General features: G+C 43.7%; 25 protein-coding genes, 1 tRNA gene, 1 rRNA gene and 1 other RNA gene. 14 read left to right on the plus strand and 14 right to left on the minus strand.

Going from position 1 to position 26,597, the window contains the following annotated elements:
* Positions 1-14 precede the first annotated feature (14 nt).
* The gene (gene rpoE, locus BSR11_RS16745) at positions 15-587 is read right to left on the minus strand and encodes an RNA polymerase sigma factor RpoE (RefSeq protein ID WP_072671466.1); all 573 of its coding nucleotides are present in this window, start codon (positions 585-587) and stop codon (positions 15-17) included.
* Between the two features lie 327 nt (positions 588-914).
* Here rpoE and nadB point away from each other — a divergent pair, with 327 nt between their 5' ends.
* Positions 915-2,519 (plus strand): L-aspartate oxidase, encoded by a 1,605-nt coding sequence (nadB, locus tag BSR11_RS16750; protein ID WP_072671467.1) that lies wholly within the window; start codon positions 915-917, stop codon positions 2,517-2,519.
* A 5-nt stretch (positions 2,520-2,524) separates the two neighbouring features.
* Here the strand turns inward: nadB and BSR11_RS16755 are convergent, their stop codons facing one another.
* Together BSR11_RS16755 and BSR11_RS16760 are read right to left on the minus strand one after the other, a co-directional pair.
* The gene (locus BSR11_RS16755) at positions 2,525-2,929 is read right to left on the minus strand and encodes a protein YgfX (RefSeq protein WP_309048914.1); all 405 of its coding nucleotides are present in this window, start codon (positions 2,927-2,929) and stop codon (positions 2,525-2,527) included.
* The gene (locus tag BSR11_RS16760) at positions 2,898-3,158 is read right to left on the minus strand and encodes an FAD assembly factor SdhE (protein ID WP_072671471.1); all 261 of its coding nucleotides are present in this window, start codon (positions 3,156-3,158) and stop codon (positions 2,898-2,900) included. Before BSR11_RS16760 ends, BSR11_RS16755 begins: the two co-directional genes overlap by 32 nt.
* 147 nt (positions 3,159-3,305) lie before the next feature.
* Here BSR11_RS16760 and ygfZ point away from each other — a divergent pair, with 147 nt between their 5' ends.
* From ygfZ to BSR11_RS16775, 3 genes are all read left to right on the plus strand, one after another.
* Positions 3,306-4,277 (plus strand): tRNA-modifying protein YgfZ, encoded by a 972-nt coding sequence (gene ygfZ, locus BSR11_RS16765; RefSeq protein ID WP_072671472.1) that lies wholly within the window; start codon positions 3,306-3,308, stop codon positions 4,275-4,277.
* Positions 4,267-4,746, plus strand: coding sequence for an aminoacyl-tRNA deacylase (locus BSR11_RS16770; RefSeq protein WP_375152960.1), 480 nt, complete (start codon positions 4,267-4,269; stop codon positions 4,744-4,746). The genes ygfZ and BSR11_RS16770 overlap by 11 nt, the downstream gene beginning before the upstream one ends.
* Before the next feature lie 557 nt (positions 4,747-5,303).
* The gene (locus BSR11_RS16775) at positions 5,304-5,510 is read left to right on the plus strand and encodes a DUF1107 domain-containing protein (RefSeq protein WP_040903845.1); all 207 of its coding nucleotides are present in this window, start codon (positions 5,304-5,306) and stop codon (positions 5,508-5,510) included.
* A gap of 91 nt (positions 5,511-5,601) precedes the next feature.
* Here the strand turns inward: BSR11_RS16775 and BSR11_RS16780 are convergent, their stop codons facing one another.
* The 3 genes from BSR11_RS16780 to BSR11_RS16790 are packed head-to-tail and all read right to left on the minus strand — an operon-like array spanning position 5,602 to position 8,626.
* On the minus strand, positions 5,602-6,849 hold the full coding sequence (locus tag BSR11_RS16780) for an FAD-dependent 2-octaprenylphenol hydroxylase (protein WP_072671474.1): 1,248 nt from the start codon (positions 6,847-6,849) through the stop codon (positions 5,602-5,604).
* Between the two features lie 11 nt (positions 6,850-6,860).
* Complete coding sequence (ubiH, locus tag BSR11_RS16785; protein WP_167363670.1) at positions 6,861-8,030, minus strand: 2-octaprenyl-6-methoxyphenyl hydroxylase; 1,170 nt, start codon at positions 8,028-8,030, stop codon at positions 6,861-6,863.
* A gap of 20 nt (positions 8,031-8,050) precedes the next feature.
* Positions 8,051-8,626 (minus strand): YecA/YgfB family protein, encoded by a 576-nt coding sequence (locus BSR11_RS16790; RefSeq protein ID WP_072671516.1) that lies wholly within the window; start codon positions 8,624-8,626, stop codon positions 8,051-8,053.
* A gap of 240 nt (positions 8,627-8,866) precedes the next feature.
* On the opposite strand from BSR11_RS16790, the gene zapA reads away from it, so the two are divergent.
* The 5 genes from zapA (at position 8,867) to serA (ending at position 12,349) form a co-directional block, all read left to right on the plus strand.
* The gene (zapA, locus tag BSR11_RS16795) at positions 8,867-9,169 is read left to right on the plus strand and encodes a cell division protein ZapA (RefSeq protein WP_072671478.1); all 303 of its coding nucleotides are present in this window, start codon (positions 8,867-8,869) and stop codon (positions 9,167-9,169) included.
* 21 nt (positions 9,170-9,190) lie between these two features.
* Positions 9,191-9,374, plus strand: a non-coding RNA gene (gene ssrS / locus BSR11_RS16800) — 6S RNA.
* 1 nt (position 9,375) lies between these two features.
* Complete coding sequence (locus BSR11_RS16805) at positions 9,376-9,966, plus strand: 5-formyltetrahydrofolate cyclo-ligase (RefSeq protein WP_072671480.1); 591 nt, start codon at positions 9,376-9,378, stop codon at positions 9,964-9,966.
* A 153-nt stretch (positions 9,967-10,119) separates the two neighbouring features.
* Positions 10,120-10,776, plus strand: a complete 657-nt coding sequence (rpiA, locus tag BSR11_RS16810) for a ribose-5-phosphate isomerase RpiA (RefSeq protein ID WP_072671481.1) — start codon at positions 10,120-10,122, stop codon at positions 10,774-10,776.
* Between the two features lie 343 nt (positions 10,777-11,119).
* Positions 11,120-12,349, plus strand: coding sequence for a phosphoglycerate dehydrogenase (serA, locus tag BSR11_RS16815; RefSeq protein ID WP_072671483.1), 1,230 nt, complete (start codon positions 11,120-11,122; stop codon positions 12,347-12,349).
* 67 nt (positions 12,350-12,416) lie between these two features.
* Here the strand turns inward: serA and ilvN are convergent, their stop codons facing one another.
* The 6 genes from ilvN to BSR11_RS16845 form a co-directional block, all read right to left on the minus strand.
* Positions 12,417-12,911 carry an acetolactate synthase small subunit gene (gene ilvN / locus BSR11_RS16820; protein ID WP_072671484.1) on the minus strand — a complete coding sequence of 165 codons (495 nt, stop codon included), beginning with the start codon at positions 12,909-12,911 and terminating at the stop codon, positions 12,417-12,419.
* A 1-nt stretch (position 12,912) separates the two neighbouring features.
* On the minus strand, positions 12,913-14,652 hold the full coding sequence (locus BSR11_RS16825; protein ID WP_072671485.1) for an acetolactate synthase 3 large subunit: 1,740 nt from the start codon (positions 14,650-14,652) through the stop codon (positions 12,913-12,915).
* Positions 14,653-15,198: 546 nt separating this feature from the next.
* Complete coding sequence (locus BSR11_RS16830; RefSeq protein ID WP_072671486.1) at positions 15,199-17,004, minus strand: AMP-dependent synthetase/ligase; 1,806 nt, start codon at positions 17,002-17,004, stop codon at positions 15,199-15,201.
* 177 nt (positions 17,005-17,181) lie between these two features.
* Positions 17,182-18,141 (minus strand): transcriptional regulator LeuO, encoded by a 960-nt coding sequence (gene leuO / locus BSR11_RS16835; protein WP_072671487.1) that lies wholly within the window; start codon positions 18,139-18,141, stop codon positions 17,182-17,184.
* Positions 18,142-18,494: 353 nt separating this feature from the next.
* The gene (locus tag BSR11_RS16840) at positions 18,495-19,541 is read right to left on the minus strand and encodes an MJ1255/VC2487 family glycosyltransferase (RefSeq protein WP_072671488.1); all 1,047 of its coding nucleotides are present in this window, start codon (positions 19,539-19,541) and stop codon (positions 18,495-18,497) included.
* The gene (locus BSR11_RS16845; RefSeq protein WP_072671489.1) at positions 19,538-20,074 is read right to left on the minus strand and encodes a phosphatase PAP2 family protein; all 537 of its coding nucleotides are present in this window, start codon (positions 20,072-20,074) and stop codon (positions 19,538-19,540) included. Before BSR11_RS16845 ends, BSR11_RS16840 begins: the two co-directional genes overlap by 4 nt.
* Positions 20,075-20,525: 451 nt before the next feature.
* On the opposite strand from BSR11_RS16845, the gene leuA reads away from it, so the two are divergent.
* The 5 genes from leuA (at position 20,526) to BSR11_RS16870 (ending at position 26,239) form a co-directional block, all read left to right on the plus strand.
* Positions 20,526-22,076, plus strand: coding sequence for a 2-isopropylmalate synthase (gene leuA / locus BSR11_RS16850; RefSeq protein WP_072671490.1), 1,551 nt, complete (start codon positions 20,526-20,528; stop codon positions 22,074-22,076).
* A gap of 58 nt (positions 22,077-22,134) precedes the next feature.
* Complete coding sequence (leuB, locus tag BSR11_RS16855; protein ID WP_072671491.1) at positions 22,135-23,226, plus strand: 3-isopropylmalate dehydrogenase; 1,092 nt, start codon at positions 22,135-22,137, stop codon at positions 23,224-23,226.
* Positions 23,227-23,287: 61 nt separating this feature from the next.
* Positions 23,288-24,691 (plus strand): 3-isopropylmalate dehydratase large subunit, encoded by a 1,404-nt coding sequence (leuC, locus tag BSR11_RS16860; RefSeq protein ID WP_072671518.1) that lies wholly within the window; start codon positions 23,288-23,290, stop codon positions 24,689-24,691.
* Between the two features lie 15 nt (positions 24,692-24,706).
* Positions 24,707-25,309, plus strand: coding sequence for a 3-isopropylmalate dehydratase small subunit (gene leuD / locus BSR11_RS16865; RefSeq protein WP_072671493.1), 603 nt, complete (start codon positions 24,707-24,709; stop codon positions 25,307-25,309).
* A 141-nt stretch (positions 25,310-25,450) separates the two neighbouring features.
* Entirely contained in the window at positions 25,451-26,239 is a 789-nt protein-coding gene (locus tag BSR11_RS16870; protein WP_072671494.1) for a DUF547 domain-containing protein, read from the plus strand.
* 41 nt (positions 26,240-26,280) lie between these two features.
* On the opposite strand, the gene rrf is transcribed toward BSR11_RS16870, so the two are convergent.
* A 5S ribosomal RNA gene (gene rrf, locus BSR11_RS16875) occupies positions 26,281-26,396 on the minus strand.
* Between the two features lie 32 nt (positions 26,397-26,428).
* A tRNA-Thr gene (locus tag BSR11_RS16880) sits at positions 26,429-26,504 on the minus strand.
* Positions 26,505-26,597: the final 93 nt, after the last annotated feature.

The raw sequence follows: 26,597 nt of genomic DNA on the forward strand, positions 1-26,597 counted from the left end.
TTGCTCATTATCGGTTATAAAAGTGGTTTAATCCGCTTTTCTACCGCTTCACGAGCACGGAAGATACGAGAACGCACCGTACCAACGGGGCAATCCATGACTTCGGCGATCTCTTCGTAGCTTAAACCTTCCAGCTCTCGCAACGTCATCGCAGTTTTTAAATCTTCAGGCAACGCCTCTATCGCATTAAACACTACCTGCTTCAATTCTTTGGACAGCGTAATGTTTTCAGGGTTCGATATTTCTTTTAATGCATTATTGGTTTCGTAAAATTCAGCGTCTTCAGCATCAATATCATTCGCTGGTGGCCGGCGGCTTTGAGCGACGATATGATTTTTCGCAGTATTGACAGCAATGCGATATAACCAAGTATAAAACGCACTCTCACCGCGAAACGTCGGAATCGCACGATACGCTTTAATAAACGCTTCTTGTGCGACATCGGGCACGTCTCCAGAGTTGCTCACATACCGCGAAATAAGATTGCACACCTTATTTTGGTATCTCAACACCAAAAGATTAAATGCCTGCTTATCTCCGTTCTGAACTCGCTCAATCAACACTTGATCGGTCAGCTGCTCGTTCATTCGAGCGGTTACTCCTATTGTTATCCCCCTACCTTCTCAGATATGGGCTCTAATTATGCAGAATGCTTGCTTGACACCGCTGCTTACATGAGCACTATTGTGACTCAATTACGCACAGAAAGTTCAATGCTAGGTAAAATTTTCCTTTACGCTGCGCATTATGCTGTAATGAACAACGGATACCTAAGTAAGATTACTTGAGGTATAGACAACAAGGTATGAAAATCTTAAAGGTTAGTTACGCGTACAACAAGTAAATACCTTGTCAGCTTTAGTTTAATTTCAAGTGGGCATGTTCCACTTAAAGTTCAGGAAGTAAACCATCTTATGAACGACTCTCGAGAACATCAATGCGACGTATTGATAGTAGGTAGTGGCGCGGCAGGCTTATCTTTAGCACTGCAAGTGGCTGAGCACTGTCATGTGATTGTATTGAGCAAAGGACCTCGTAGTGAAGGGGCGACCTATTACGCACAAGGCGGTATTGCAGCGGTGTTTGACGAATCCGATAGCATCGAATCTCATGTGCAAGATACGCTGATCGCTGGTGCAGGGATCTGCGACCCAGAGACGGTACAATTTATCGCTGAACACGCCAAAGCCTGTGTTCAGTGGCTGATCGATGGTGGCGTGCCTTTTGACAAAGAAGAGAACGACCCTGAGGGGCAGCCGCGCTACCATTTAACCCGAGAAGGTGGCCACAGCCATCGACGCATTTTGCACGCCGCCGATGCAACAGGCATGGCGATGCAAACCTCGCTGCAAGATAATATTCTCCATCACCCTAATATTCGCCTGTTTGAACGTTACAATGCGCTCGATTTGATCACCGAAGATAAAATTGGTGGCGATGAGAATAAAGTCGTCGGTGCTTATGTCTGGAATCGTAATGATGAACATGTTGAAACGATTCGAGCTAAATTTGTTGTGCTCGCGACCGGTGGCGCATCAAAGGTATATCAATACACTTCAAATCCCGATGTTTCCTCGGGGGATGGTATCGCCATGGCGTGGCGTGCAGGCTGCCGAGTCGCTAATCTGGAATTTAACCAATTTCATCCGACGTGTTTGTATCATCCAGAAGCTCGTAATTTCCTACTGACTGAAGCACTACGCGGTGAAGGCGCTTATTTACGTCGCCCCGATGGCAGCCGTTTTATGACCGATTTTGATCCTCGGGCAGAATTGGCTCCGCGGGACATCGTCGCTCGCGCAATCGATTATGAAATGAAACGTTTGGGCGCAGATTGTATGTATCTTGATATCAGCCATAAACCCGCGGCGTTTATTGAGAAACATTTTCCAACCATACATAACCGCCTGATGGATTTAGGCATTGATATGACCAAAGAACCGATCCCGATTGTTCCAGCAGCTCATTACACTTGTGGTGGAGTGGTTATCAATCAGCAGGGCCAAACGGATCTTAAACAGTTATATGCGATTGGTGAGGTCAGTTACACCGGCTTGCATGGTGCTAACCGTATGGCGTCTAACTCTTTGTTAGAGTGTGTGGTTTATGCTTGGTCTGCCGCCCAAGATATTTTACGCCAATATCCTCAAGCCCAGATGCCACCTTCCCTACCTCATTGGGATGAAAGTAAAGTGACTTGCTCGGATGAAGAAGTCGTTATTCAGCACAATTGGCATGAACTCCGTCTATTTATGTGGGATTACATGGGCATTGTTCGCACCGATAAACGTCTAGCACGAGCTTTACGACGTATTCAGTTATTACAGCAAGAGACCCATGAATACTACAGTCATTTCCGAGTATCCAATAACCTCCTTGAGCTGCGTAACTTATTGCAGGTCGCAGAGCTGATGGTTCGCTGTGCAATGCAGCGCAAAGAGAGTAGAGGGTTACACTACACACTAGATTATCCTGAACCACTGGAAAAGAGTGGCCCAACTATTCTCTCACCAAGATGACACCGTTAACGGGAGCCTGAATGCTCCCGTTTTAAGCGCCCCAGCAACTGACGATAATCCGTTGCAGAGCAACTATCTCGCCATAGGAGCACGGATCGCTGCCGACCATAAAAACGAATGAATAATCCTCGATATAATAACGATACACCTTGGTAAGACAACTCTTGGTCTGCCCATCGCAGCCGTCCAGAAAAATCAATCTCAACTTCTTGTGATAAAGTCGCTGGTAACCAATCTAATAAAGGTGTTTTTAGCCAATAACACAGGATCACCATAGCGGCGATGAGAGGAATGGGCGAAATTAATAATGCCCATATCAGCAGCATCAACAGACACCACGCGGTAATATGGGCAAACAGGGAAGGACTTAAAGCAAGCTTAACGGACTTTGCTGAGATTATAAGCGACAATCTTGTCTACCATGGCAGCATGACCGAGATTTTCAGAGCGCCCGTGGCCCATGATCCAAGTAAAGAGATCAGGGTCATCACACTCAAGTAAAGAGACAAAATCTTGTTGCTCTGATTCACTCAAGGCTTCAAAACACTCCTCGAAAAAGGGCATGACAACCACATCAAGTTCTAACATGCCACGACGGCATGCCCATTTCACTCGTGCTTTTTCTTGCGCAGTGTACATCGACTTTCCTCACCTTAGGTACATTTTTGGCAAGTGTAACAAGCAACCCTCAATACAACTAGTAGCTTAGTCACAGTCCCTATTCAAGCTGACAAAAAACTTGATCCAGATTAACATAGTGAAAATCATTTCAGTTAGGTGAAGGATATGAGCTGGAAAAATACATTTACCCCTCTTTTAGTGACCACCGATGACTTATTACCGGAATTGATGGTGACCCATCTCGAACAGTGGAGCGCAATCTGCGTTTCAGGCATCGATAGTAAACCTTACTTACAAGGACAGCTCACCTGTAATGTGGTCGCATTACCTGCACAACAAATGGTTTACGGCGCACACTGCGACGCGAAAGGCAAAGTATGGAGCGCTTTTCGTTTATTTCATCACCGAGATGGTTACGCCATGTTCCAACCCGCTTCAGCGGTTGACGTCGAATTACGAGAACTCAAAAAGTACGCGATTTTTTCTAAAGTGACCATCGACCAAAGCCAAGATGTCGCTTTAGGCCTTATCGGAACACAAGCTGAACGGTGGCTAGACCAATTCAGTGATTGTCGCGATGACGTACGTGTTTTAGAGCAAGGAACGGCGGTAAAAATCAGCGCTAAACGTTGGTTACTGTTAGTTAATCCTGATTCCGTAGAAGCCTTACTGGAAAACATGCCAGCTCAGCGCGTCAACTCAGAGATCTGGACTCGCTTTGAGATTCAAGAAGCACTACCGATCGTCACTCAAGAGCAGCAAAATGAGCATATCCCGCAAGCGTTAAACTTACAGGCTTTAGGCGGCATCAGCTTTAACAAAGGCTGTTATACTGGCCAAGAAACGGTAGCACGAGCCAAATACCGAGGGATCAATAAGCGAGCTTTATGTCTGGTCGCCGGTGATATTCATCAGCCATTAAACGCCGATCAAAGCATTGAATTAGAACGAGCGGTTGGTGATAACTGGCGCAGCGCTGGGGTACTGATGGCCCATTACTCTTTTGCCGATCAACGTGCTATCGGGCTTATTGTTCTCCCCAATAACCTTGAGTCTGATACCCTATTACGCATAAAATCTCAGCCAGAGACACGCTGGACACTACAACCTTTACCCTATTCATTAGATGATGCTTAAACCACTTTCAACCCCAATCATCAACTACTTAGAGCAACAAAAGGTCGATCATCAGTTGCTGCATCATCAGTCAGCCGCAATCACCATCGAAGATGCCGCACGTCAACGCGGCATCGATCCCAGTCAAATGGTCAAATGTCTTTTACTGCGCGATATGAGTAACCGTTTGGCTTTAGCGTGTGTACCTGGCGATCAAACTGTGGATCCGAAGAAAGTTCGCAGAGTATTAGATTGGCGAAGAATGACTTGCGTCGACCGCTCTCAAGTTGAAGCGTTGACAGGCTATACAATAGGCACTGTCACGCCATTATGCTTAACCATATCGTTACCGGTTATTTTTGACTATTCATTAAAACAACAAACGTTGGTCACCATTAGCAGTGGCTCACCGCATGCAGGGATAGCCTTAGCACTCAATGACTTGGTTGAGTTATGCCAACCTAAATTTGCAGATATCGTTCGCGATTAGTGCTATTCATGACCAAGATAGTGTGATCACAGCTAAATTATTCAATGTATTCACATGAATATTAAATCACTTTTCAATCATAAATAGTTAACGGTATGATTTTCAGTTACCCTGATTTTACTGATGAAGGTCAGTCCGTTCACTTGATATCAAGGTTCTGATTAAGTGTTCAGGAACATCGTCAGTAAAAAGCGGTTAGCAGGTTTTACCTGTAACTCGCTTTGTGTGTAATGCATCTGTGATTATTTAGCCCGCAACCTTGCGGGCATTTTTTACAAAAAACTCCCCCATCTATCACTCGTTTTTATTTTCTTCCGCTATTCTTATTACTGTCATATTCATTTGGCTAAATAGGCGCCATAACCATCATCACTGCCGTCGATACCTAAAGCATGGTCTATCCTATCGCCAAATGTTCATACACCGAATCGAGATAGGTAATCGGGCAAACTATTAAATTCGTCAGTCAATGCAGTAAGTATAGCTGCCTTCATCACACTATTTTTCTGTGATTTAACCTATACTTACTTGCATGGAAATAAAGAAAGGATCGAAATATGAGACTGTTTAAGCGCTATACACCCAGTATGATTGCTAAGCACGTAAGTCGTCTTTTTAAAGGAAGAATCTATATCTATGGTGTTGGTAGATTTGAGTTTGACCACGGAAAATTGATCTTACCTGAACGTGCCGAACAACGACATTTCCAGACCGTCAACGAGGTCAACCAAGAAATCCGTCGCTTACGTTGTGCATACGCTTAATTAACTCATTATTCGAAAAAGGGTTAGCTTTACAGCTAACCCTTTTTTATGTTTCATCGACACGAGAAACGATCGTTCTGCGAACCAATGTCTAGCTCAATGGATTGTAATCGCGGAAATGATCTGCCTGAAGACCCTGAGCGATTCTAGGCAATTTACCTTTTAAACCGAGCGCATGCTGCATCATCATCTGTTTCCCTCCGGGAATTTGTCCCGCTAACTGCATACCCATGCCACGTAGCCATTTTTTAGCCGGATGATCACCAGAAAATAACTCTTTAAAACCTTGCATGCTAGCTAGCATTTTGGCAGCTTCTGCTTTACGCCAACGTTCGTAAGGTCGTAAATAGCGATGCTGACCAATATCAAGCCCTTGCTGCCAAGTAGAGAGAAGATGCTCCGCCAAACCAGCGGCATCAAGTAATCCTAAGTTAACACCCTGCCCCGCCAATGGATGAATGGTGTGTGCTGCATCACCGACTAATGCGATGCGCTGTCTAGCAAAATCACGAGCATAGCGTGCCGTTAACGGAATAGCATGCCTTGTACCAACGACTTCACAACAGCCAAGACGAGCATCAAACTCAGCCGTCAATGCTTTATTAAATGCCTGCTCCTCTAAGGCCATTAATTGCTGAGCACGACTCGCTTCGGTTGACCACACAATCGAACTCATGTGCATGTCCCCCATTGGTAAAAAGGCTAGCGGCCCTTGTGGAGTAAAAACTTGCCTAGCTATCGCCTGATGTGCCAACTCAGTACGAACGTTAGCAACCAAAGCATGATGACCATAATCCCAATACGTTAAGGGAATGTCGACTTGGCGACGCACCCAAGAGTGAGCACCATCCGCACCGACGATCAATTTAGCCGTTAATGCTTGCCCGTCACTTAGGGTTAACCACGCTTCATTCTCGCCAATAGCCAATTGTTGGCAATGAGCTGGCATATATAGACTGACATTGGCTTGTTTTTTTACTTCATCAAGCAGTGCCAATTGAATCACTCTATTTTCAACAATATGCCCAAGGTTAGGCTGGGTAATTTCCTGCGCAGAAAACTCAATCTTGGCGAAACTATCTTGTTCCCATACTTCCATTGCGAAGTAAGGATTCGCTCGACGCGCAAGGATCCCCGACCATACACCAAGATTTTTCAAGACTGTTTCACTCGCGCGACTCAAGGCTGACACTCGAACATCAGGTAAATCGTCAAACTGAGTATCCGGCGTTTTACTTTCAATGATCGCGATTCTCAGATCGGAATCTTTTAGCGCAACCGCCAGCGTTAGCCCAACCATACCACCACCGACGATGGCAATGTCCACACTTTGCATCATATTTATTACCTTTATCCTAAAGTGTGATTGAGTAGAGGCGCTTTTAACAATGGGATATTTTCCATCGCCATCAACCCTAAGTTGCGTCCCACTCGTAATGTCAGCCAATCATTAGAAAACAGATGAACTAATGTCGACGTTAATTGAATCGTTGCTTGGCGATCCGCTTCACGGCGCTGACGAAACGTTGCTAATTGACGGTACTCACCCATCGACTGAGTATCTTCTTCGGTCAGCACTTGCGCAAGTGTAGCAATATCTCGGATCCCCAGATTAAAACCTTGTCCAGCAATAGGATGCAGCGTTTGTGCCGCATTACCGATGGTGACAAATCGATGCGCGATAGTCTGGGAATGATAACGCAAAATTAATGGGTAGGTAGAACGTTGCCCAACCTGTAAAAAGCGCCCCAAGCGCCAGCCAAACATCGTTTGTAACTGAGCAAGAAACTCACTATCTGAAGCGTACAGCATCTGTTCGGCCTGTTCGGCAGATAAACACCAAACTAACGATAAGCGGTCGTCACTCATGGGCAATAACGCTAAAGGCCCAGATGCAGTAAAACGCTCAAAGGCACGTCCCCGATGTTGCTGAGCAGAAACCACATTGGTAATTAAAGCCACCTGCTCAAAATCGTGTTCTTGGCGAACGAATCCCATTTGGGCGCTAGATGTCGACAATGCACCATCTGCAGCAACCAATAACTTTCCGGTTATTCTCTGTTGATCAGATAAGGTTACACTAACGTGTTCTGGTGAGCGCTCAACATGCTCGACACTCAGTGGGCAAAAATAGGTAATATTATCGCAGGCGTTAATTTTCTCAGCGTACTGTTGGCCAACTTTAGACAGTTCGACCACATACCCTAAAGCGTCTAAACCAAGGTGGGTAGAATCAAAGTTAACCATCCCTGCATGAGAGCGGTCAGAAACGTGGATCTGAGTTATCGGTGTGGCAAAGGGGCATAGGCTTTGCCACAACCCCCAGCTTTTTAACAATTCCACCGTACCATGAGCCAACGCAATTGAGCGAGAATCAAACCCTGGATGTGCATGATGGTTCGTTTGAAAGGGTTCGATAATGGCGATCGATAGAGCACGTTGACTAAGTGCATTCAATGCTAACGCCAATGTCGATCCTGCCATTGCACCACCAGCAATGATCACATCAAAAGATTTCACCTCTCTCACCACTGCCTCACTTAATGCACGATAGGTTTAGTATCAGGATTCACCGAGCCTTTAAACTCGATATACAACATAAACACACACGCCTTGATATGCTCAATCACATGCTCAAGTAACTGCGCTTGCTGATCAAGATCGTCTTGTTCATCAATGCCTAATTTTGCGATCTCTTCTAAATCTTGCAGAGCTTCTTTAGCATGCGTCGATAACCCAGACAGCGTGACAGCCATTAAACCTAGCCCAGAAATGAAGTGATTGACCCAATCAGCGACGCCATCCGCGAATTGAAATAGAGCCTCGCTATCATCGGTGATCGGTACTAATAAGGTTAACTTAAAATCCTCACTGGCAAGTTCGGCTTGAGTGGCGGACAGTAACTGTTTCGCTTTTTCTAATGCGCCCGTCGGCCAGCCCATACCATCATTGGTGTAATCAAAAAGCAGCGGTTGCCAACTTTGATCATTTAAGGTTAAGCCTCCGGCTAGCATACCAGCGATCAAACCATGCAGTTCAGCTGGATTTATCGCTAACGATGCCGCTTGGAGTTCGCTGGCTAGTTGGTTATAACTGGGAAACGTTGTATCGCTCATGGTCACTTCATCATGGTAAATAATTGCCATCCTATCACTTCGAGGTCATCGGGAAAATCCTCCATGCTGGGTTTGTGCTTGCCTTTAACGCAAATTGGTTAAGAAGTCGGTGTTTACTTTGCCAATTACTATTTATCAACCTGAAAAGCTTGAATCTTGTGACCACTTTACCTATAGTTTGCCCCTCGATGGTTGCTCGGATACAATCATCATTAGTTACGCGAATAGAGTTCACTTATCATGAGTAATCAAGCGGTTGACGTTGAAATTTTAGGCAAAAAAACGCGTGTCAATTGTCCTTCTGGACAAGAAGCCTCGTTAATACGCGCCGCACAAGATCTCGATCAACGATTGAAAGATATGGCTGAACGTACTAAGGTAACTAATGAGGTTAAGCTACTTACCATTGCCGCTCTTAATATCTGCTATGAGCTACAGACGGAGCGACAAAAGCAGAATGATCAACAGCAACAAATCAGTGAGCGAGTGGAAGAGCTGACTGCATCACTACAAGCAGTACTCAATAAAGTACCACACGGATAGTGTTACATTACCTGCACAAGTTTTACCCTGGAGTGTTTGTCAGAGGATGTACGTCCCTGAGCCGATAAGCAACACATAAGGGTTGGTACTTGGTCACTATTGAGCAGGCTCGGCTTGTACCGAGAAGCCTACGGTAGCCATTGCTAATCCGCCTTGAACCAGCTGGTTCAAGGGCCACAGTCCTCAACGGCACTCTGGGGTTCCTAATGTTACCAACTCGTCAACAACTACGTTCATTGATTCGCCAACGACGCAATCAACTGTCTCAGACTGAGCAACAGCAAGCCAGCCAAGACTTAATCCAGCGCTTTACTGAGCTTCCTGAAGCGAAAACAAGCCAACACATTGCCTTGTATCTGGCTACTGATGGTGAATTAAATACACAACCTCTGATTGAATGGTTATGGGCTCAAGGTAAATGTATTTATCTACCAGTATTGCACCCATTTTCTCCCGGTCATCTCCTTTTTTTACGTTATCAATCTACAACGCCTATGGTGCGTAATCGCTTTGCGATTCTTGAACCGCGACTCAATCAACAACTGATCCAACCACTCGGACAACTGGATCTGATCTGCACCCCGTTAGTAGCCTTTGATGCTCATGGCCAACGCTTAGGGATGGGAGGCGGATATTACGATCGAACCCTCGCCAATTGGTTTGCGACAGGCCAAGGGGCAACACCGATCGGTCTTGCGCATAACTGTCAATATGTCGAGCAATTACCCCACGAAAGTTGGGATATTCCATTACCTAAAATCGTCACGCCAACGCGAGTTTGGCAATGGAAAGCGTGATCTGTGTAGACATAAACGACTCGATTGTTGTCTTCTCTCAGTACAGCTGAATACGATTTGAGTATATAATCGCGCCCTTATTCCCCCTTTATGGTTCATGTATTGACAGGGAATACCAACCAACATTCAATGACTCACAATCAGGAGATAGGCATGACTCAAGATGAAATGAAAAAAGCCGCCGGCTGGGCTGCACTTAACTATGTCAAAAAAGGCAGTATTGTTGGTGTCGGCACGGGGTCAACCGTTAATCACTTCATCGATGCCTTAGGCTCTATTAAGGATGATATTCAAGGCGCAGTCTCTAGCTCTATTGCTTCAACAGAAAAACTCCAAGCACTCGGCATCAAAGTTTATGACTGTAATGACATTGAAGCGTTAGATATTTACGTCGATGGTGCTGATGAGATCAACGCTCAACGTGAAATGATTAAGGGCGGTGGCGCAGCCTTAACGCGAGAAAAAATTGTTGCGGCGATTGCTAAACAATTTATCTGTATCGTCGATGGCAGCAAAGCCGTTCCCGTACTAGGGAAATTTCCATTGCCAGTTGAAGTTATCCCAATGGCGCGTAGCTACGTTAGCCGTGAATTGAGCAAATTGGGCGGAAAACCTGTCTATCGTGAAGGGGTGATTACTGATAACGGCAATATTATTTTGGATGTGCACGATCTGCACATTACTCAAGCCAAAGCACTGGAAGATAAAATCAACTCGATTACCGGTGTCGTAACCAATGGTTTATTTGCTCATCGTGGTGCCGATGTGGTGATCACAGGCACCGAACAAGGTGCTAAAATCGAAGAATAAGATTGAGAAAATCACCACCTTTTTGGTTATTTGATTACAAACGGCACCTTGAGTGCCGTTTTTATTGCTTTTCATTAAAGAATATTCTCGCTTATTCCGTAATTTTCTTACCCAAACGGGAAAATATTTGTTAGTTTATTGGAGCAAAGACACCCAAGGAAAACGTTTGCGTTGAATAAAACAAGTCCAATAATTGACGTTTGATACCCAAACCATTTGAAAAATAGCTCTATGACCGATTCATCTCTCCAGCATCAATGACATGAAACGGTAACTTCAAACGGAATGGGGATACTTGTGGTTAACTCAATAAGCCCATTTCCCATATTTAAGGACGAGTATCATGGCCAAAGTTTCACTAGAAAAAGATAAAATTAAAATCTTACTGCTTGAAGGGCTACACCCTTCAACCGTCGAAGTATTACAAGCCGCAGGTTACAGCAATATTGAGTATCACAAAGGTTCGCTCGAAGAAAACGAGCTACTGGAAGCCGTCAAAGACGTCCACTTTATCGGTATTCGCTCACGAACCAACCTCACTGAGTCAGTCATTAATGCTGCTAATAAGCTGGTCGCCATCGGTTGCTTCTGTATTGGCACCAACCAAGTTAATCTAGAAGCTGCAGCCCAACGTGGTATTCCGGTATTTAACGCTCCCTTTTCTAACACACGCAGTGTAGCCGAATTGGTTTTGGGCGAAATCCTCTTGTTGCTACGTGGTATCCCAGAGAAAAATGCTTTAGCTCATCGTGGCATCTGGAAAAAAAGTGCCGACAATTCCTATGAAGCGCGCGGCAAACGCTTAGGGATTATTGGTTATGGTCATATTGGTACTCAGCTTGGAATTATTGCTGAAAACCTTGGCATGCATGTCTATTTCTACGACATTGAAAATAAACTCTCTTTAGGTAATGCAACTCAAGTTCATACCATGAGCGAGTTACTCAATAAGTGTGATGTGATCTCTTTACATGTCCCAGAAACGCCTGAAACAAAAAACATGATGGGGGCAGAAGAGTTCGCTCGCATGAAACCGGGCGCTATATTTATCAACGCTGCGCGAGGGACCGTAGTTGATATTCCTGCGTTATGTGGCGCTCTTGAATCTGGCCATATTGCTGGAGCCGCGATTGATGTTTTCCCAACGGAACCGGCATCAAATAAAGAGCGCTTCGAGTCGCCACTAACTGCGTTTGATAATGTCCTTCTTACCCCACACGTTGGTGGCTCAACTCAAGAAGCGCAAGAAAACATTGGTATTGAAGTCGCAGGCAAACTAACCAAATACTCAGATAACGGCTCAACCCTATCGAGCGTTAACTTCCCTGAAGTATCGTTACCTCAGCATCGTGATTGTTCTCGTTTATTGCATATCCATGAGAATCGTCCCGGTATCCTAACCCAAATCAACACCATTTTTGCCCAAGATGGCATCAACATTGCTGCGCAATATTTACAAACTAGCGCCAATATTGGTTATGTGGTGATTGACGTCGAGACTGCACGTTCTGAAGAAGCCTTAGTCAAACTCAAGGCCATCGATGGCACCATTCGTGCGCGCATTCTTCATTAATCAATCATCGATGTATAAAACGAAAAAACCAGCCTAGGCTGGTTTTTTTAGAGCTTTTTAGTTTGTATTAACCACGTAGAGCTCGCTCACCGCGGGTCATGCCAACAACGCCACTTCGTGCCACTTCAATCACTTCCGTGACTTCGGTGATCGCGGCAATAAAGGCATCCAGTTTATCGCTGGTTCCAGTTAACTGAACCGTATATTGCGCAGCAGTCACATCCACAATCTGGCCACGAAAGATATCCGCCGTTCGTTTGACTTCAGCCCGAGCAAAACCGCTGGCTTTAACTTTAACCAACATTAATTCACGCTCGATATGCTCAAACTCAGAGACTTCTTGTACTTTCAAAACATCGATCAACTTATGCAATTGCTTTTGAATCTGCTCTAATTGCATCTGATCTGATTTAGTGGTGATGTTCAAACGCGACAATGTTTCATCATCAGTAGGCGAAACGTTTAATGTTTCAATGTTATAACCACGCTGAGAGAACAAACCAACCACACGAGAAAGCGCACCCGGCTGGTTTTCCAACAATAAGGAAATGATATATCTCATCTTAGGTTCTCTCCGTTCTACTTAGCCACATTTTATCCATGCCTTCACCCTTAATTTGCATTGGGTAAACATGCTCTGTCTCATCAACACTAATATCAACAAACACTAAACGATCTTTCATAGCGAGCGCTTTAGCCAGCCCTGATTCCAGTTCATCAGGGGATGAAATGCGCATCCCTACGTGACCATACGCTTCCGCTATCGCCGCAAAATCAGGGACTGAACTCATGTAAGAGTTAGAGTGACGACCTTGGTAAATAATATCTTGCCACTGTTTGACCATACCTAAGAAACGGTTATTAAGATTGATGATTTTGACCGGAATACCATACTGCAACGCAGTAGAAAGCTCTTGGATATTCATCTGAATACTGCCGTCTCCCGTCACGACCACGACTTCTTCTTCCGGCAAGGCAAACTTAACACCAAGCGCCGCAGGCAAGCCAAATCCCATCGTGCCAAGCCCCCCAGAATTAATCCAGCGTCTCGGCTTATCAAATGGATAATAAAGCGCGGCAAACATTTGATGCTGACCAACATCGGAAGCCACATAAGCATTGCCTTCGGTAAGCCGGAATAAGCTTTCAATCACTTGCTGGGGTTTGATTCGTTCAGCTGAGGTTTCATAACGTAAACATTGACGCTCTCGCCATTGATCGATCTCTTGCCACCATGCGGCCAATGCTTGATGATCATTGGTTTCGTCTTGCTCATTCAATAAGTTGAGCATCGTCGTTAAAACTTGTTCCGCTGAGCCTACGATAGGCAAATCAACTTTGACATTTTTTGAGATAGAAGACGGGTCAATATCAATATGCATGATCTTGGCATTGGGACAATATTTTTCCAAATTGTTCGTGGTACGATCATCAAATCGTACCCCAACCCCAAAAATCAAATCTGCATGATGCATTGCCATATTGGCTTCATATAAACCATGCATTCCTAACATGCCTAGACTGTTTTTATGGGTACCAGGAAAAGCCCCTAATCCCATTAATGTACTGACCACAGGTAAATTTAGCTGTTCAGCTAAGGCTTTGATAGGTTTATCGGCTTGTGAAATGATCGCCCCACCACCGATATACAGCACCGGTTTTTTAGCGGCAAGCAAGGCTTTTAAGGCTTTTTTTATCTGCCCTTTATGACCCGCAGTGGTTGGATTATAAGCCCGAAGATGGATTGAACCTGGGTATTGATACGGCAACTTAACCAAAGGATCCATCACATCCTTGGGAATATCAATCACGACGGGGCCAGGACGCCCTGTTGAAGCGATATAAAACGCTTTTTTGATAGTTTCTGGGATATCTTGAGCTTTTTTAATTAAAAAACTATGTTTTACAATCGGCCTTGATACACCAACAATGTCACATTCCTGAAAAGCATCATTACCGATTAAATTCGTGGCAACGTTACCGGAAATAACAATCATAGGAATGGAATCCATATAGGCGGTAGCAATACCGGTAATGGTATTGGTTGCACCTGGTCCCGAGCAGACTAACACCACTCCTGTCTTTCCTGTGGCTCGAGCATAACCATCCGCCATATGCGTGGCGGCTTGCTCGTGCCGGACCAAGACATGCTTAATTTGGTCAGCTTTGAGATGCAACGCATCGTAGATATCTAATACTGAACCACCGGGATAGCCAAAAATCTGCTCCACCCCTTCTTCTATCAGCGATTGCACAACCATTTCAGCGCCAGATAACATCGCTATATTCGGTACTTCTGCCATTTTATTCTCCTTAACCAATCTTCTGCACTCGGTCAGTGGATAAAGTTGGTTTTACATAGTCTAGGGCTTATTTGTAGCCTGATGTGGAAGCATTCCGCGTTCCGCTATGTCCCGCACCGGTCATAACAAGTGCTAAGGTAACGCAACAACTGTAACGGTTTATTTTCATAAGGTCTAATGGCATAAAACGCCAGCAAACAATAAGATAAGGTAAATAAATGTATAAAAGGCGCTCAATGTTGACTTTGTCATCATAAATAGGATGGAGAGACGGAAAGAAGATAAAAAACAGAGTAATATTTTGTTACGTTAGCCGACACACTCACTTTGAGTGCAGTAAATCATCCAAGTGGCTCACCGATACCGTGCAAAATAGTTGTAGAAATCCGAAAAAGCCGTACAGCGAAACACAGAGGCTGGGACCACGCCTTATTTTCAATATTTCTAAAGAAGAAAAGAACTTCCCGCCCCTTGAGACTAATACTGGAGGGCGGAAAATATTAGGGGTTAAATGATAGTAATATCAGATGATAATCATGCTCTCATTTATTCTTTCGACTTATCACGATACATATCTTCAATTTCGTGTTGATAGCGATCATTAATCACTTTACGACGTAATTTTTGGGTCGGGGTCAATTCCCCGTCATCCATAGAGAAGGCTTTAGGCAGCAGTTTAAACTGTTTTACCTGCTCAAATTTAGCCAATCCTTGTTGTAAATCATGAACTCGCTTTTCAAACATTTCCACCACTTGGCTATGTTTGATCAGTTCAAGACGATCGTGATACTTAATATTTAGCTCTTTCGCATAGCTTTCCAGCGTATCAAAACACGGAACAATCAATGCAGAAACAAATTTACGCGTATCAGCAATCACGGCAATTTGCTCAATAAAGTGATCTTTGCCTATCGTGCCTTCAACCAATTGAGGGGCAATATATTTACCGTTCGACGTTTTCATTAACTCTTTAATGCGATCAGTAATAAAAACGTTACCGTGTTCATCAATATGTCCGGCATCACCAGTTTTCAAAAAGCCGTGCTCATCAAAACTATTGGCGGTTTCTTGCGGCATCTTGTAATAACCACGCATCACCATCGGTCCACGGACTAAAATTTCATTATTTTCCCCGATCTTAAGCTGCACATTCGGCATAGTGATACCAATAGAATCAGGATTAAACTGGTGATCATTCCAACAAGAGACGGTGGCTGTGGTTTCCGTCATGCCATAGCCCAATTTGACATTGATGCCAATCGCATGGAAAAAGCGTCCAATCGTTTCATCCAATTTTGCACCACCACATGGCATAAAATGGATTCGTCCTCCCAGTAGTGCTCTTAGCTTAACTAACACCAATTTATCCGCAAGCTGATAGCTACGCACTAACAACCACGACGGTTGACGATTTTCTTGACGACACAAAGCCATTTTGGCTCCCATATTCACCGCCCAAGTAAATAAGGCTTTACGATGAAATGGCGCTTTGGCTACTTTTTCATGGATAGCAGAGAAAATCTTTTCGTAAAAACGCGGTACAGCACACATCACCGTAGGACGAACGTCACTCAATGCCTCACGCACTTGAGATACATCTTGCAAATAAACGTTGGTCGCCCCTTTATATAGAACATAGCAACTCCACGCACGTTCAAAGACATGCGAAAGCGGCAAGAAACACAAAGAAACATCCTGATCGGAAAGATTTAACCGTTGATCATGTCCTTCTAATTGAGCACCAATATTACGGTAATCAAGCATTACTCCTTTAGGCTGGCCAGTCGTGCCCGAAGTGTAAATTAAGGTATAAAGATCATCATAGTTAGCCTTCGCTAAACGCGCTGATAGCTCGGCTTGCTGAGCAGTAGAACCTTGAGTAATAAAATCACTCCAAGTAAAAGCATGGCAAAAACCCTGTAAATCAATGTCATCATTCATAGCGATGATTAATTGTAGAGTCTCACATTGTGCAAAAATAGCGAGGGCGGCATCGTACTGTGCTTGTTCACCGACAAACAACACTTTGACATCGGCATTATGCAAAATATAAGCGCATTGCTCAGGGGTATTGGTGGGGTAAATTGGCACCGTTACCAGTCTTGCTTGTAAAGCAGCAAAATCAGCAATCGTCCATCGTGGCATGTTGGGGGAACAAATCGCGACTTTATCTTGGATATCTAATCCTAACGATAATAAGGCTAAGGACAGTTGATCGATTTGTTGACCAAATTGATGCCAAGTAATGCCCTGCCAAGTTTTATCTACTTTATGTTGTAATGCAATACGATTGCCACCGCGAGAAACTTGCTCACGAATACAGTTAACGATATGAAAATCTAAATTGACCATGTCTCTTACCTATGGCTTACACTTGTAAGCTATTTTTTTAGCGAACAAGTGTACATTTAACCGTTGAAAAGACAATGGCACGGTATCAAACTTTTACCAAAAGATTGTCTCTGAAAATAAAAAGAACTTCAGGTTAAGGCTTTCCCTAACCTGAAGTTCACGTCTCAGCAAGGTTATTTACGATAAAGCAACGACATTGCCACAAGTCATCATTAACTGGTCACGTAACCAAATATGGCCTTTGTCTTTTTCACTTGATTCGTGCCAGCTTAAATAGCCACTGATACTTGCATGATCAAATGGAAAATCTAGAATTTGTAACTGCTCTTTATTCGCTGCATGCTCAACGACCCAACGTGGAGCAATCGTCACAAGTTCTGACTGACCAACAACGTAAAGTACATTGCTCAAGCTCGTTCCTTCGTAGTTGGCTTGGCAATCTAATTCACGATATGCCTGCTCAGAAAAACTACGTTGACCATGAACTTTTGACAATTTAGCATGTTGCTCGCTGGCCAGTAACTCGCGAGTGATCGTACCTTGAATTCGTGGATGAGATTTGGCAGCGACCACCACCAGCTCATCTTGAAAAATTTCGGTGCTAGAAAAACCTTGTTCATCAAATCGAGCATAGTCAATAACAAAATCAATCTCTTGATAACGCATACGCTCAGCTAATTGACGATCAAACTCCGCATCAAGATGCAATTGAACGTGAGGCGCTTGTTCATGAATCGTCGCCATGATTTGTGGTGCAAAACGAATATCACAAGGACTACAAATCGCTAGTTTGAATAAACGAGTCGAGGTCTGCGGAGAAAAAACCGAACTTGGTAATTCGTTACGAATGAGTTGTAGTGCTTGGCGAATCGGACCAAACAATTGACGAGCACGCGGTGTAGGTTGAATCCCTCGTCCTTGACGCATAAACAATTCGTCATTAAACATTACTTTTAAACGCGCAACCGCATTGCTCACTGCAGGTTGAGACATGCCTAAATTATGGGCTGCTCGAGTAATATTTTGCTCTTGCATCACCGCATCAAACACCGTGAGTAAATTTAAATCAACGCTACGCAAAGTGCTTTCCATTCGGTAACTCGCAATTGCGCTCATTGGATCTTTTTTGTTAAGCATAAAGTACGCCTCTTTTTTTATTATCATCCACATCAATGTTCACTGTAATGAGTGGTAACCCATCTCAAGTAAAAAAAGAATGCAGAAGTATTTATTACCCAGATAATTTCTGGTGAGACCTACTATCAACGATTCATTTAACTAATAGCAATAGGATTGAGAAAAAGTCAGTAAATTTTACCCAAAGCAAATAACTGGCCTTTAAATTCAACAATTTAGTTTTTTATAAAAAAAGATAAAGTTTATTTTCTGGTGTTTTTTATAAAACATTGACCCCGCGAATACTTTAAAACACAAACAAAAGCTAATATTCACCAAAGAAATATCATTGGAGGTAAGAATAATAATGTGAATTAATTTAATGCGGCATAGCTAGGAAAATCGACTTGCTTCCAAAGCTGTTGTGATAATTCAGAGTGGCAAGCCCAATGGCCATTGAGCAACCAATCAACGATCGCGCCCGCCACATCAGGATAATGGACACGTTCAATGTCTTGTTCATCGAGCCATTCACTGATCACAAAAGCATCCAATGAATTCATACTTGCCGCAAGTCCAAGTAACTCTAAAGTCGCCACATTACTTTGTTGTTCAAATTGACCAATAAGTGGCTTTAAAAGGAGTTTTTTTCCTAATGATAATGCTTCGGACGGCAATTCAAATCCACCATTAGCAATTACTCCGCCACAGCGGTGTAAATCAATCTGAAACGATTGATGAGATAGAGGTTTTAAATGAAGATTATTCAGTGTCGAACTCTGATTGATACTAGGGTGATAACAGACAAAGGATTGTTGAGTAAAACGAGCCAGTAATTCACACACTTGATCCAAGTCTTCAAAAGGCAAATAAACCAAAATAAACCCTTGATTACTAATAGATTTACTGGATGAATGAATGATTGGCGGTAAAATGGGTTGATTGAAATGGTACCAATGTAAAGCAAGATAATAGTTAGCCGGAGAAAAGTACTGCATGATCGATTTATCCAACCAGCTAGCACCTTTAATCGGAACAGAATAACGAAATGCATTCTGGTGACTGAGGCTAATTGACATCACTCCTTGTTGTTTGGCAGCCCAAGCTGTGACTGGCTCAAAGTCGTTAATCACAAGATCATAGCCGCTAAGATCGAGTTTTTTTACCTCTTGGTAATATCGCCCCAGACGATTTGCATAAAGCGTTTTTAAATAGCTAACCTCGCCCCGTTGAGATACAAAAGTCAGACCATACCGAGTCTGATAATGACCAAAGCACTCCATCGAAAAGTAACGTTGGGGATCTCGGCCTGAAAATAGGAAATCCACCTCGATATTACGTTGCACAAAGGCATCCGCCATCGCTCGTGCTCGGGCAATATGTCCATTTCCCGTCCCTTGAACACCATAAAGTATTTTCATAATAATCCACTACCAAGAATCGTTACAGCCATGACCACAGAGAGATACCCCAGCAATGCACCAGCAACAACATCCGTTAAAAAATGAACACCTAAGACAATACGCGAACCGCCAATCAATCCGGCCCAAATCAGTGCCACAGGATAAAGACTCGGGTAAAAATACCCAATCAGTGTTGCCATTAAAAAAGCGGCGGCGGTGTGCCCAGATGGTAAGCTGTAACGATCAGAGGGAGTAATAGCAGCGGTCAAACGAGGAGAATAGTCTTGTGGCCTGCGTCGTTGGACAGCATTTTTGATTATCCAATAAATCGGTAATTCCATAGCAAAAGCGAAAATACCAATAAGAAAAAATTGACGGCCATAATTCCCATCGAGTCCCCATGCTAACAAACCTAATAGTAGATAAAGATGACCATCTCCCGTATGGGAAATAGCTTTACTGACTGTCGTTAACGATGAATGTGTTCGATGCCGTAAACAGTATGTCGACAAGGCCAAATCTAATTTAATCAGTGGCTCAATGGTGCGCATGATCTATTCCTTGCTTAATCTATCCAGTACTCATCGAGCATAGATAAGGCAAATGACAACACCGTGATCCTTTGTTTGAAATTAAATGACAAAGCAAACTGACTCGCACGGCTTATCATCGTGGTTAATCAATAAAAAATCCATTTAAGGGTTGACGAGTTCAGTGGAGTGCGGTACTAATTTGTTAACTTAATCGTGTGGAATGTTAATAATGATATTGCGTATTTCTCTTCTGCTAGGCCTACTTCTGATCGTGAACCAATCGCGCGGGTAGCTTGTGGAAGAAAAATAACACACTGATTACATAGAACCCGCACAGAGATGCGGGTTTTTTTATATTGATATTCAGGAAGTCAACCAGAAACCATCGGCTTAATGCAGTGCTAAGACCCCAAAAACATCAGTCTAGCTAAATTAAACCGACAAGGCACAACACAATCAGGGAGCAAACATGAGTGATCAGGTCATTATCTTCGATACCACATTGCGTGATGGCGAACAGGCGTTATCAGCCAGTTTAACCGTCAAAGAAAAACTACAAATCGCTTATGCCCTTGAACGCTTAGGGGTTGATATTATTGAAGCCGGATTTCCCGTCTCCTCTCCTGGTGATTTTGAATCCGTACAAACCATTGCTAAACACATCAAAAATAGCCGAGTCTGCGCCCTTTCGCGTGCCGTTGCGAAAGATATCGATGCTGCCGCCGAAGCATTAAAAGTCGCCGACGCTTTTCGTATTCATACCTTCATTTCAACATCCACCATTCACGTACAAGATAAATTGCGCCGCAGTTACGATGACGTGGTAGAGATGGCAGTACAAGCCGTAAAACATGCCAGAAACTATACCGATGACGTCGAATTTTCCTGTGAAGATGCAGGACGCACCCCTATTGATAACTTGTGTCGTATGGTAGAAGCGGCGATCAATGCTGGGGCTCGCACCATCAACATTCCCGATACCGTTGGTTATACAGTACCCAGCGAATTTGGTGGAATTATTCAAACGTTATTTAATCGGGTTCCCAATATCGACAAAGCGATCATTTCCGTCCATTGCCATGATGATTTAGGAATGTCGGTGGCTAACTCCATTGCAGCCGTTCAAGCTGGCGCAAGACAAATCGAAGGCACTATCAATGGTATTGGTGAGCGAGCTGGCAACTGTGCTCTAGAAGAAATCGCCATGATATTGAAAACTCGTCACGATCTACTGGGAGTTAAAACCAATATTCGTCATGAAGAAATCAGTCGAACAAGTAAACTCGTAAGTCAACTTTGTAATATGCCTATCCAAAGTAATAAAGCGATTGTCGGAGCGAATGCATTTAGCCACTCATCAGGTATCCATCAAGATGGGATATTAAAAAATAAGAATACCTACGAAATCATCACCCCTGAATCGATTGGTTTGAAAAACCAAGCACTGAATTTAACCAGTCGCAGCGGTCGTGCGGCCGTGAAAAGTCATATGGAATCCATGGGCTATCATGAACATGAGTATAATTTAGATGCGTTATATGAAGACTTCCTCAAATTAGCCGATCGAAAAGGTCAGGTATTCGACTACGACTTAGAAGCCTTAATGCACTTTTCAAATCTACGTGAAGAAGATGATTTCTATAAGTTGAATTATCTTAGTGTGCAATCTGGAAGTGTTATGGCGACCACCACAATTAAACTCAAGTGTGGAGATGACGAACGCTGCGAAGCCGCCGTCGGTAATGGCCCGGTTGATGCACTCTATCAATGCATTTATCGCCTAACGGGTTATGACATTGTATTGGACAAATTCGACTTAACCGCAAAAGGTGAAGGTGAAGACGGACTTGGTCAAGCAGACATCATTGCTAACTATAACGGTAGAAAATACCATGGAACTGGCGTGTCTACGGATATCGTTGAGGCCTCGGGTCAAGCTCTACTTCATGTGATCAATAGCATTCATCGCGCAAACCAGATAGACCAAATTAAACAAAAGAAAAAAGTCGCCACGGTATAACTCCTACAACGACTGATTAGCAAACACAACTTAATAAAAAATTAGACAAAGGACGATCATGACAGACAAACACTACCGCATTGCCGTTTTATCCGGCGATGGCATTGGACCAGAAGTGATGCAACAAGCCGAAAAAGTGCTTGATGCTATTGAACAAAAGTACTCATTCACCTTTAGCCGCGAACATCATGATGTTGGCGGAATCGCCATTGATAATCATGGATGTCCACTACCAGAGAGTACTCTCAAAGCGTGTGAAGAAGCCGATGCGGTATTATTTGGTTCTGTTGGTGGTCCCAAATGGGAGCACTTGCCGCCCAATCAACAACCCGAACGTGGCGCACTACTGCCTTTACGTAAACATTTCCAGCTATTTTGTAACTTACGTCCAGCGCAAATCCATACTGGATTAGAGAGCTTCTCACCTCTACGTGCCGACATTTCTTCACGAGGCTTTGATATTGTTGTCGTTCGTGAATTAACCGGAGGCATTTATTTCGGTCAACCGAAGGGACGTGAAGGAGAAGGAGCTAATGAAAAAGCCTTTGATACTGAAGTCTATCATCGTTATGAAATCGAACGTATCGCAAAAATTGCTTTTCAATCAGCTCGCTTACGTCGTAAAAAAGTTTGCTCGGTAGATAAGGCTAACGTTTTACAAAGCTCTATTTTATGGCGTGAGGTCGTTGAAAAAGTTGCGCAGGATTATCCTGATGTTGAACTTTCTCATCTTTATATAGATAACGCGACTATGCAACTTATCAAAGATCCGGCTCAGTTTGATGTGATGTTATGCTCGAACATTTTTGGTGACATCATTTCCGATGAGTGCGCAATGATCACAGGTTCAATGGGGATGTTACCTTCAGCAAGCCTTAACGAGAGTAACTTTGGCCTTTATGAACCAGCGGGCGGCTCAGCACCAGACATCGCGGGTAAGAACATCGCTAATCCTGTCGCACAAATTCTTTCCGCGGCCTTAATGCTACGTTATAGCTTAGGTGAAGAACAAGCAGCACTGGATATTGAAAATGCCGTGTCAAAAGCTTTATCCGCCGGAGAACTGACGGCCGATCTTGCAGGCAACAAACCGGCGCTCTCTACCTCAGAAATGGGCGATAAAATCGCTGGTTATATTTTACACTCATAATAAGTCGACTCGTTAATGATACGAGTACACTATGCAGCTCAAAGAGCTCAAGGAAGAAGCAATGTCATCAGCAAAAACGTTATATGAAAAAATTTATGATGCGCATGTGGTGGTTGCCGCACCCGGTGAAACGCCCATTTTGTATATCGATCGCCATTTGGTTCATGAAGTAACCTCACCGCAAGCCTTTGATGGATTACGTGAAAAAGGACGTTCGGTACGCCAAGTCAGCAAAACCTTCGCCACCATGGACCACAACGTCTCTACTACCACCAAAGACATTAATGCATCAGGAGAAATGGCTCGCATTCAAATGCAAACGTTAGCCAAAAATTGCGCCGAATTTGGCGTGACCTTATATGATATTAATCATAAATATCAAGGTATTGTTCATGTCATGGGACCAGAACTAGGCATCACGCTACCAGGCATGACGATTGTTTGCGGTGATTCACACACCGCAACACATGGTGCTTTTGGCTCACTCGCGTTTGGTATCGGCACTTCAGAGGTCGAGCATGTCCTCGCGACCCAAACCTTAAAACAAGGCCGAGCCAAAACAATGAAAATCGAAGTGCGTGGTAAAGTCGCTCCAGGCATCACGGCTAAAGATATTGTGCTGGCCATCATTGGCAAAACTACCGCTGCGGGCGGCACCGGTTATGTGGTTGAGTTCTGTGGTCAAGCTATTCAAGATCTTTCTATGGAAGGGCGAATGACAGTCTGCAATATGGCAATTGAACTCGGCGCAAAAGCCGGCTTAATTGCCCCTGATGAAACGACCTTTAATTACATTAAAGGTCGCAAGTTTGCGCCACAAGGCCGTGATTGGGATGACGCTATAAAATACTGGCAAACACTAAGAACCGATCCAGATGCGAAATTTGATGCGGAAGTGATCTTGGATGCCAGTGAAATCAAACCACAAGTGACTTGGGGAACCAATCCCGGACAAGTGATTGCCATCGATCAACCGATTCCATCACCGAACGACTTTACCGATCCCGTTGAGCGTAACTCAGCAGAAAAAGCATTAGCTTATATGGGGTTAGAAGCTGGGAAAATGCTCTCTGATTACAAGGTGGATAAAGTGTTCGTGGGTTCATGTACCAATTCACGTATTGAAGATATACGAGCAGCAGCGTTAGTCGCACAAGGTAAAAAAGTAGCTCCCCATGTTCAAGCCTTAATTGTACCGGGGTCTGAGCAAGTAAAAGCACAAGCTGAAGCAGAAGGCTTAGATAAGATTTTTATTGAAGCTGGATTTGAATGGCGATTACCCGGTTGTTCAATGTGTTTAGCCATGAATAACGATCGCTTAGCGCCGGGAGAACGCTGCGCTTCGACTTCAAACCGTAACTTTGAAGGACGTCAAGGCCGTGATGGTCGAACTCATTTAGTCAGCCCTGCGATGGCTGCCGCCGCCGCCATTAGTGGGCACTTTGTCGATATTCGCCAACTTTAATTCAAGGAGAACACCATGTCAGGATTTCAGCAACATACCGGATTAGCCGTTCCTCTTGATGCCGCCAACGTGGATACCGATGCGATTATCCCCAAGCAGTTTTTACAAAAGGTCAATCGCACTGGATTTGGCAAGCACCTTTTTCATGACTGGCGCTTTTTAGACGATACAGGTGAAAAAGCTAACCCAGAATTTGTCATGAATCAGCCTCGCTATCAAGGAGCGAGTATCTTGCTTGCCCGTGAAAACTTTGGTTGTGGTTCCTCTCGAGAGCACGCACCATGGGCATTGGCCGATTACGGTATCAAAGTGATGATCGCCCCAAGTTTTGCCGACATTTTTTATGGCAACTCGATTAATAATCAGATGATTCCGGTACAACTGACTGATCAAGAAGTGGATGAGCTGTTTAGTTATGTTCAACATACTGAAGGAGCAACCATCAGTGTTGATCTACAAAGTTTAACCGTTTCAGCTAATGGTAAAACCTATCATTTTGAAATTGACGATTTTCGACGTCACTGCTTATTAAATGGCTTAGACAATATAGGCCTCACGCTACAACATGAGACAAAAATCGCTGAATATGAAGCAAAAATACCGCGTTTTTTAGCTTAAATAACCTTTAGCTTAGCTAACTCAACGACTATTTGAAAAAGGGCTGCCTAGGCAGCCCTTACTTTTTAAAGCCGTATTTATCTTCTCATTTGAACTACACTGTCTGCTGGCAGCATTCTGCTTTTTCTCATTAAGGAATCTATGAAATATTTACTATCGCTTTTAACCTTATGCTGGTCATTATCAATCACCGCCGCACCCAAATCAGAACTATGGGACTATTGGGATCAAAGTAATCAATTAAACTCACAAGAGGTATCCCATCAAGCTTGGCAACAACTGCTTGATAGTTACTTATCTCGGCAAGGCATGCATACCGTTTTCGATTACGCCAATCTGCAAACCTATGATCAGGAGAAATTACAGGCTTACATTGATTCACTGACAAGGCTGGATCCAAGAACGCTAAGTAAACAGCAGCAGTATCCTTACTGGGTCAACTTATATAATGCGCTAACCGTTAAAGTAATCATTGATCATTATCCTGTATCATCAATTACTAAGATCGGTGGCTGGTTTCGCTTTGGGCCTTGGAACATTCCCTTAATAGAGATCGCCAATCAAGAGTTAACCCTTAATGATATTGAACATCGGATTTTGCGGCCTATCTGGCAAGACGCAAGAATTCATTATGTGGTCAATTGCGCCAGCCTTGGTTGTCCTAATCTCCAACCTGAAGCATTTACTGCAGATAATATTGAGCGTTTACTGGAACAGGCTACTTATGAATTTATCAACAGCGATAAAGGCGTTAATATCCATAATCAACGTTTGATTCTATCTTCTATTTATCAATGGTACGCTGAGGATTTTGGTTCACAAGATGAATTATTGGATCACCTTATTCGCTATCGTCCAGATCTAGCTAATGATGAAAGAATAACGCGACGTTTTCGTTATGAATATGATTGGCAGTTAAATCGTAAATAGCAAAAAGCCTCTGTATTACTACAGAGGCTTTTCAAATGAGTACCTGGCGATGTTCTACTCTCACATGGGGAGACCCCACACTACCATCGACGCTGTTTCGTTTCACTTCTGAGTTCGGCATGGAATCAGGTGGGTCCAAAACGCTATGGTCGCCAAGTGAATTTTTTATAGCTGAAGCTATTGAATCACTGGTGCTGATACCCAGAATCGAACTGGGGACCTCATCCTTACCAAGGATGCGCTCTACCGCCTGAGCTATATCAGCAGATATTTTTTAAACTGCTAGTCCGCTTGTTATCAGCGCTAGAGTTACTTCTTCTCGTAAGAAGAAGTAGAAATTAAAGCCTGGCGATGTTCT

The sequence above is a fragment of the Vibrio injensis genome (assembly GCF_001895205.1).
Taxonomy (GTDB): domain Bacteria; phylum Pseudomonadota; class Gammaproteobacteria; order Enterobacterales; family Vibrionaceae; genus Vibrio; species Vibrio injensis.

Excerpts from the sequence above, each read along its gene's own strand:
- ilvN (WP_072671484.1), bottom strand. The coding sequence starts at position 12,911 with ATGAGATATATCATTTCCTTATTGTTGGAAAACCAGCCGGGTGCGCTT.
- leuA (WP_072671490.1), top strand. The coding sequence starts at position 20,526 with ATGAGTGATCAGGTCATTATCTTCGATACCACATTGCGTGATGGCGAA.
- BSR11_RS16790 (WP_072671516.1), bottom strand. The coding sequence starts at position 8,626 with ATGAGCGATACAACGTTTCCCAGTTATAACCAACTAGCCAGCGAACTC.
- BSR11_RS16825 (WP_072671485.1), bottom strand. The coding sequence starts at position 14,652 with ATGGCAGAAGTACCGAATATAGCGATGTTATCTGGCGCTGAAATGGTT.
- rpiA (WP_072671481.1), top strand. The coding sequence starts at position 10,120 with ATGACTCAAGATGAAATGAAAAAAGCCGCCGGCTGGGCTGCACTTAAC.
- leuC (WP_072671518.1), top strand. The coding sequence starts at position 23,288 with ATGTCATCAGCAAAAACGTTATATGAAAAAATTTATGATGCGCATGTG.
- BSR11_RS16870 (WP_072671494.1), top strand. The coding sequence starts at position 25,451 with ATGAAATATTTACTATCGCTTTTAACCTTATGCTGGTCATTATCAATC.
- rpoE (WP_072671466.1), bottom strand. The coding sequence starts at position 587 with ATGAACGAGCAGCTGACCGATCAAGTGTTGATTGAGCGAGTTCAGAAC.
- BSR11_RS16830 (WP_072671486.1), bottom strand. The coding sequence starts at position 17,004 with ATGGTCAATTTAGATTTTCATATCGTTAACTGTATTCGTGAGCAAGTT.
- BSR11_RS16845 (WP_072671489.1), bottom strand. The coding sequence starts at position 20,074 with ATGCGCACCATTGAGCCACTGATTAAATTAGATTTGGCCTTGTCGACA.
- nadB (WP_072671467.1), top strand. The coding sequence starts at position 915 with ATGAACGACTCTCGAGAACATCAATGCGACGTATTGATAGTAGGTAGT.
- leuD (WP_072671493.1), top strand. The coding sequence starts at position 24,707 with ATGTCAGGATTTCAGCAACATACCGGATTAGCCGTTCCTCTTGATGCC.
- ygfZ (WP_072671472.1), top strand. The coding sequence starts at position 3,306 with ATGAGCTGGAAAAATACATTTACCCCTCTTTTAGTGACCACCGATGAC.
- BSR11_RS16775 (WP_040903845.1), top strand. The coding sequence starts at position 5,304 with ATGAGACTGTTTAAGCGCTATACACCCAGTATGATTGCTAAGCACGTA.
- BSR11_RS16770 (WP_375152960.1), top strand. The coding sequence starts at position 4,267 with ATGATGCTTAAACCACTTTCAACCCCAATCATCAACTACTTAGAGCAA.
- leuB (WP_072671491.1), top strand. The coding sequence starts at position 22,135 with ATGACAGACAAACACTACCGCATTGCCGTTTTATCCGGCGATGGCATT.
- leuO (WP_072671487.1), bottom strand. The coding sequence starts at position 18,141 with ATGCTTAACAAAAAAGATCCAATGAGCGCAATTGCGAGTTACCGAATG.
- zapA (WP_072671478.1), top strand. The coding sequence starts at position 8,867 with ATGAGTAATCAAGCGGTTGACGTTGAAATTTTAGGCAAAAAAACGCGT.
- BSR11_RS16760 (WP_072671471.1), bottom strand. The coding sequence starts at position 3,158 with ATGTACACTGCGCAAGAAAAAGCACGAGTGAAATGGGCATGCCGTCGT.
- BSR11_RS16780 (WP_072671474.1), bottom strand. The coding sequence starts at position 6,849 with ATGATGCAAAGTGTGGACATTGCCATCGTCGGTGGTGGTATGGTTGGG.
- BSR11_RS16805 (WP_072671480.1), top strand. The coding sequence starts at position 9,376 with ATGTTACCAACTCGTCAACAACTACGTTCATTGATTCGCCAACGACGC.
- serA (WP_072671483.1), top strand. The coding sequence starts at position 11,120 with ATGGCCAAAGTTTCACTAGAAAAAGATAAAATTAAAATCTTACTGCTT.
- BSR11_RS16840 (WP_072671488.1), bottom strand. The coding sequence starts at position 19,541 with ATGAAAATACTTTATGGTGTTCAAGGGACGGGAAATGGACATATTGCC.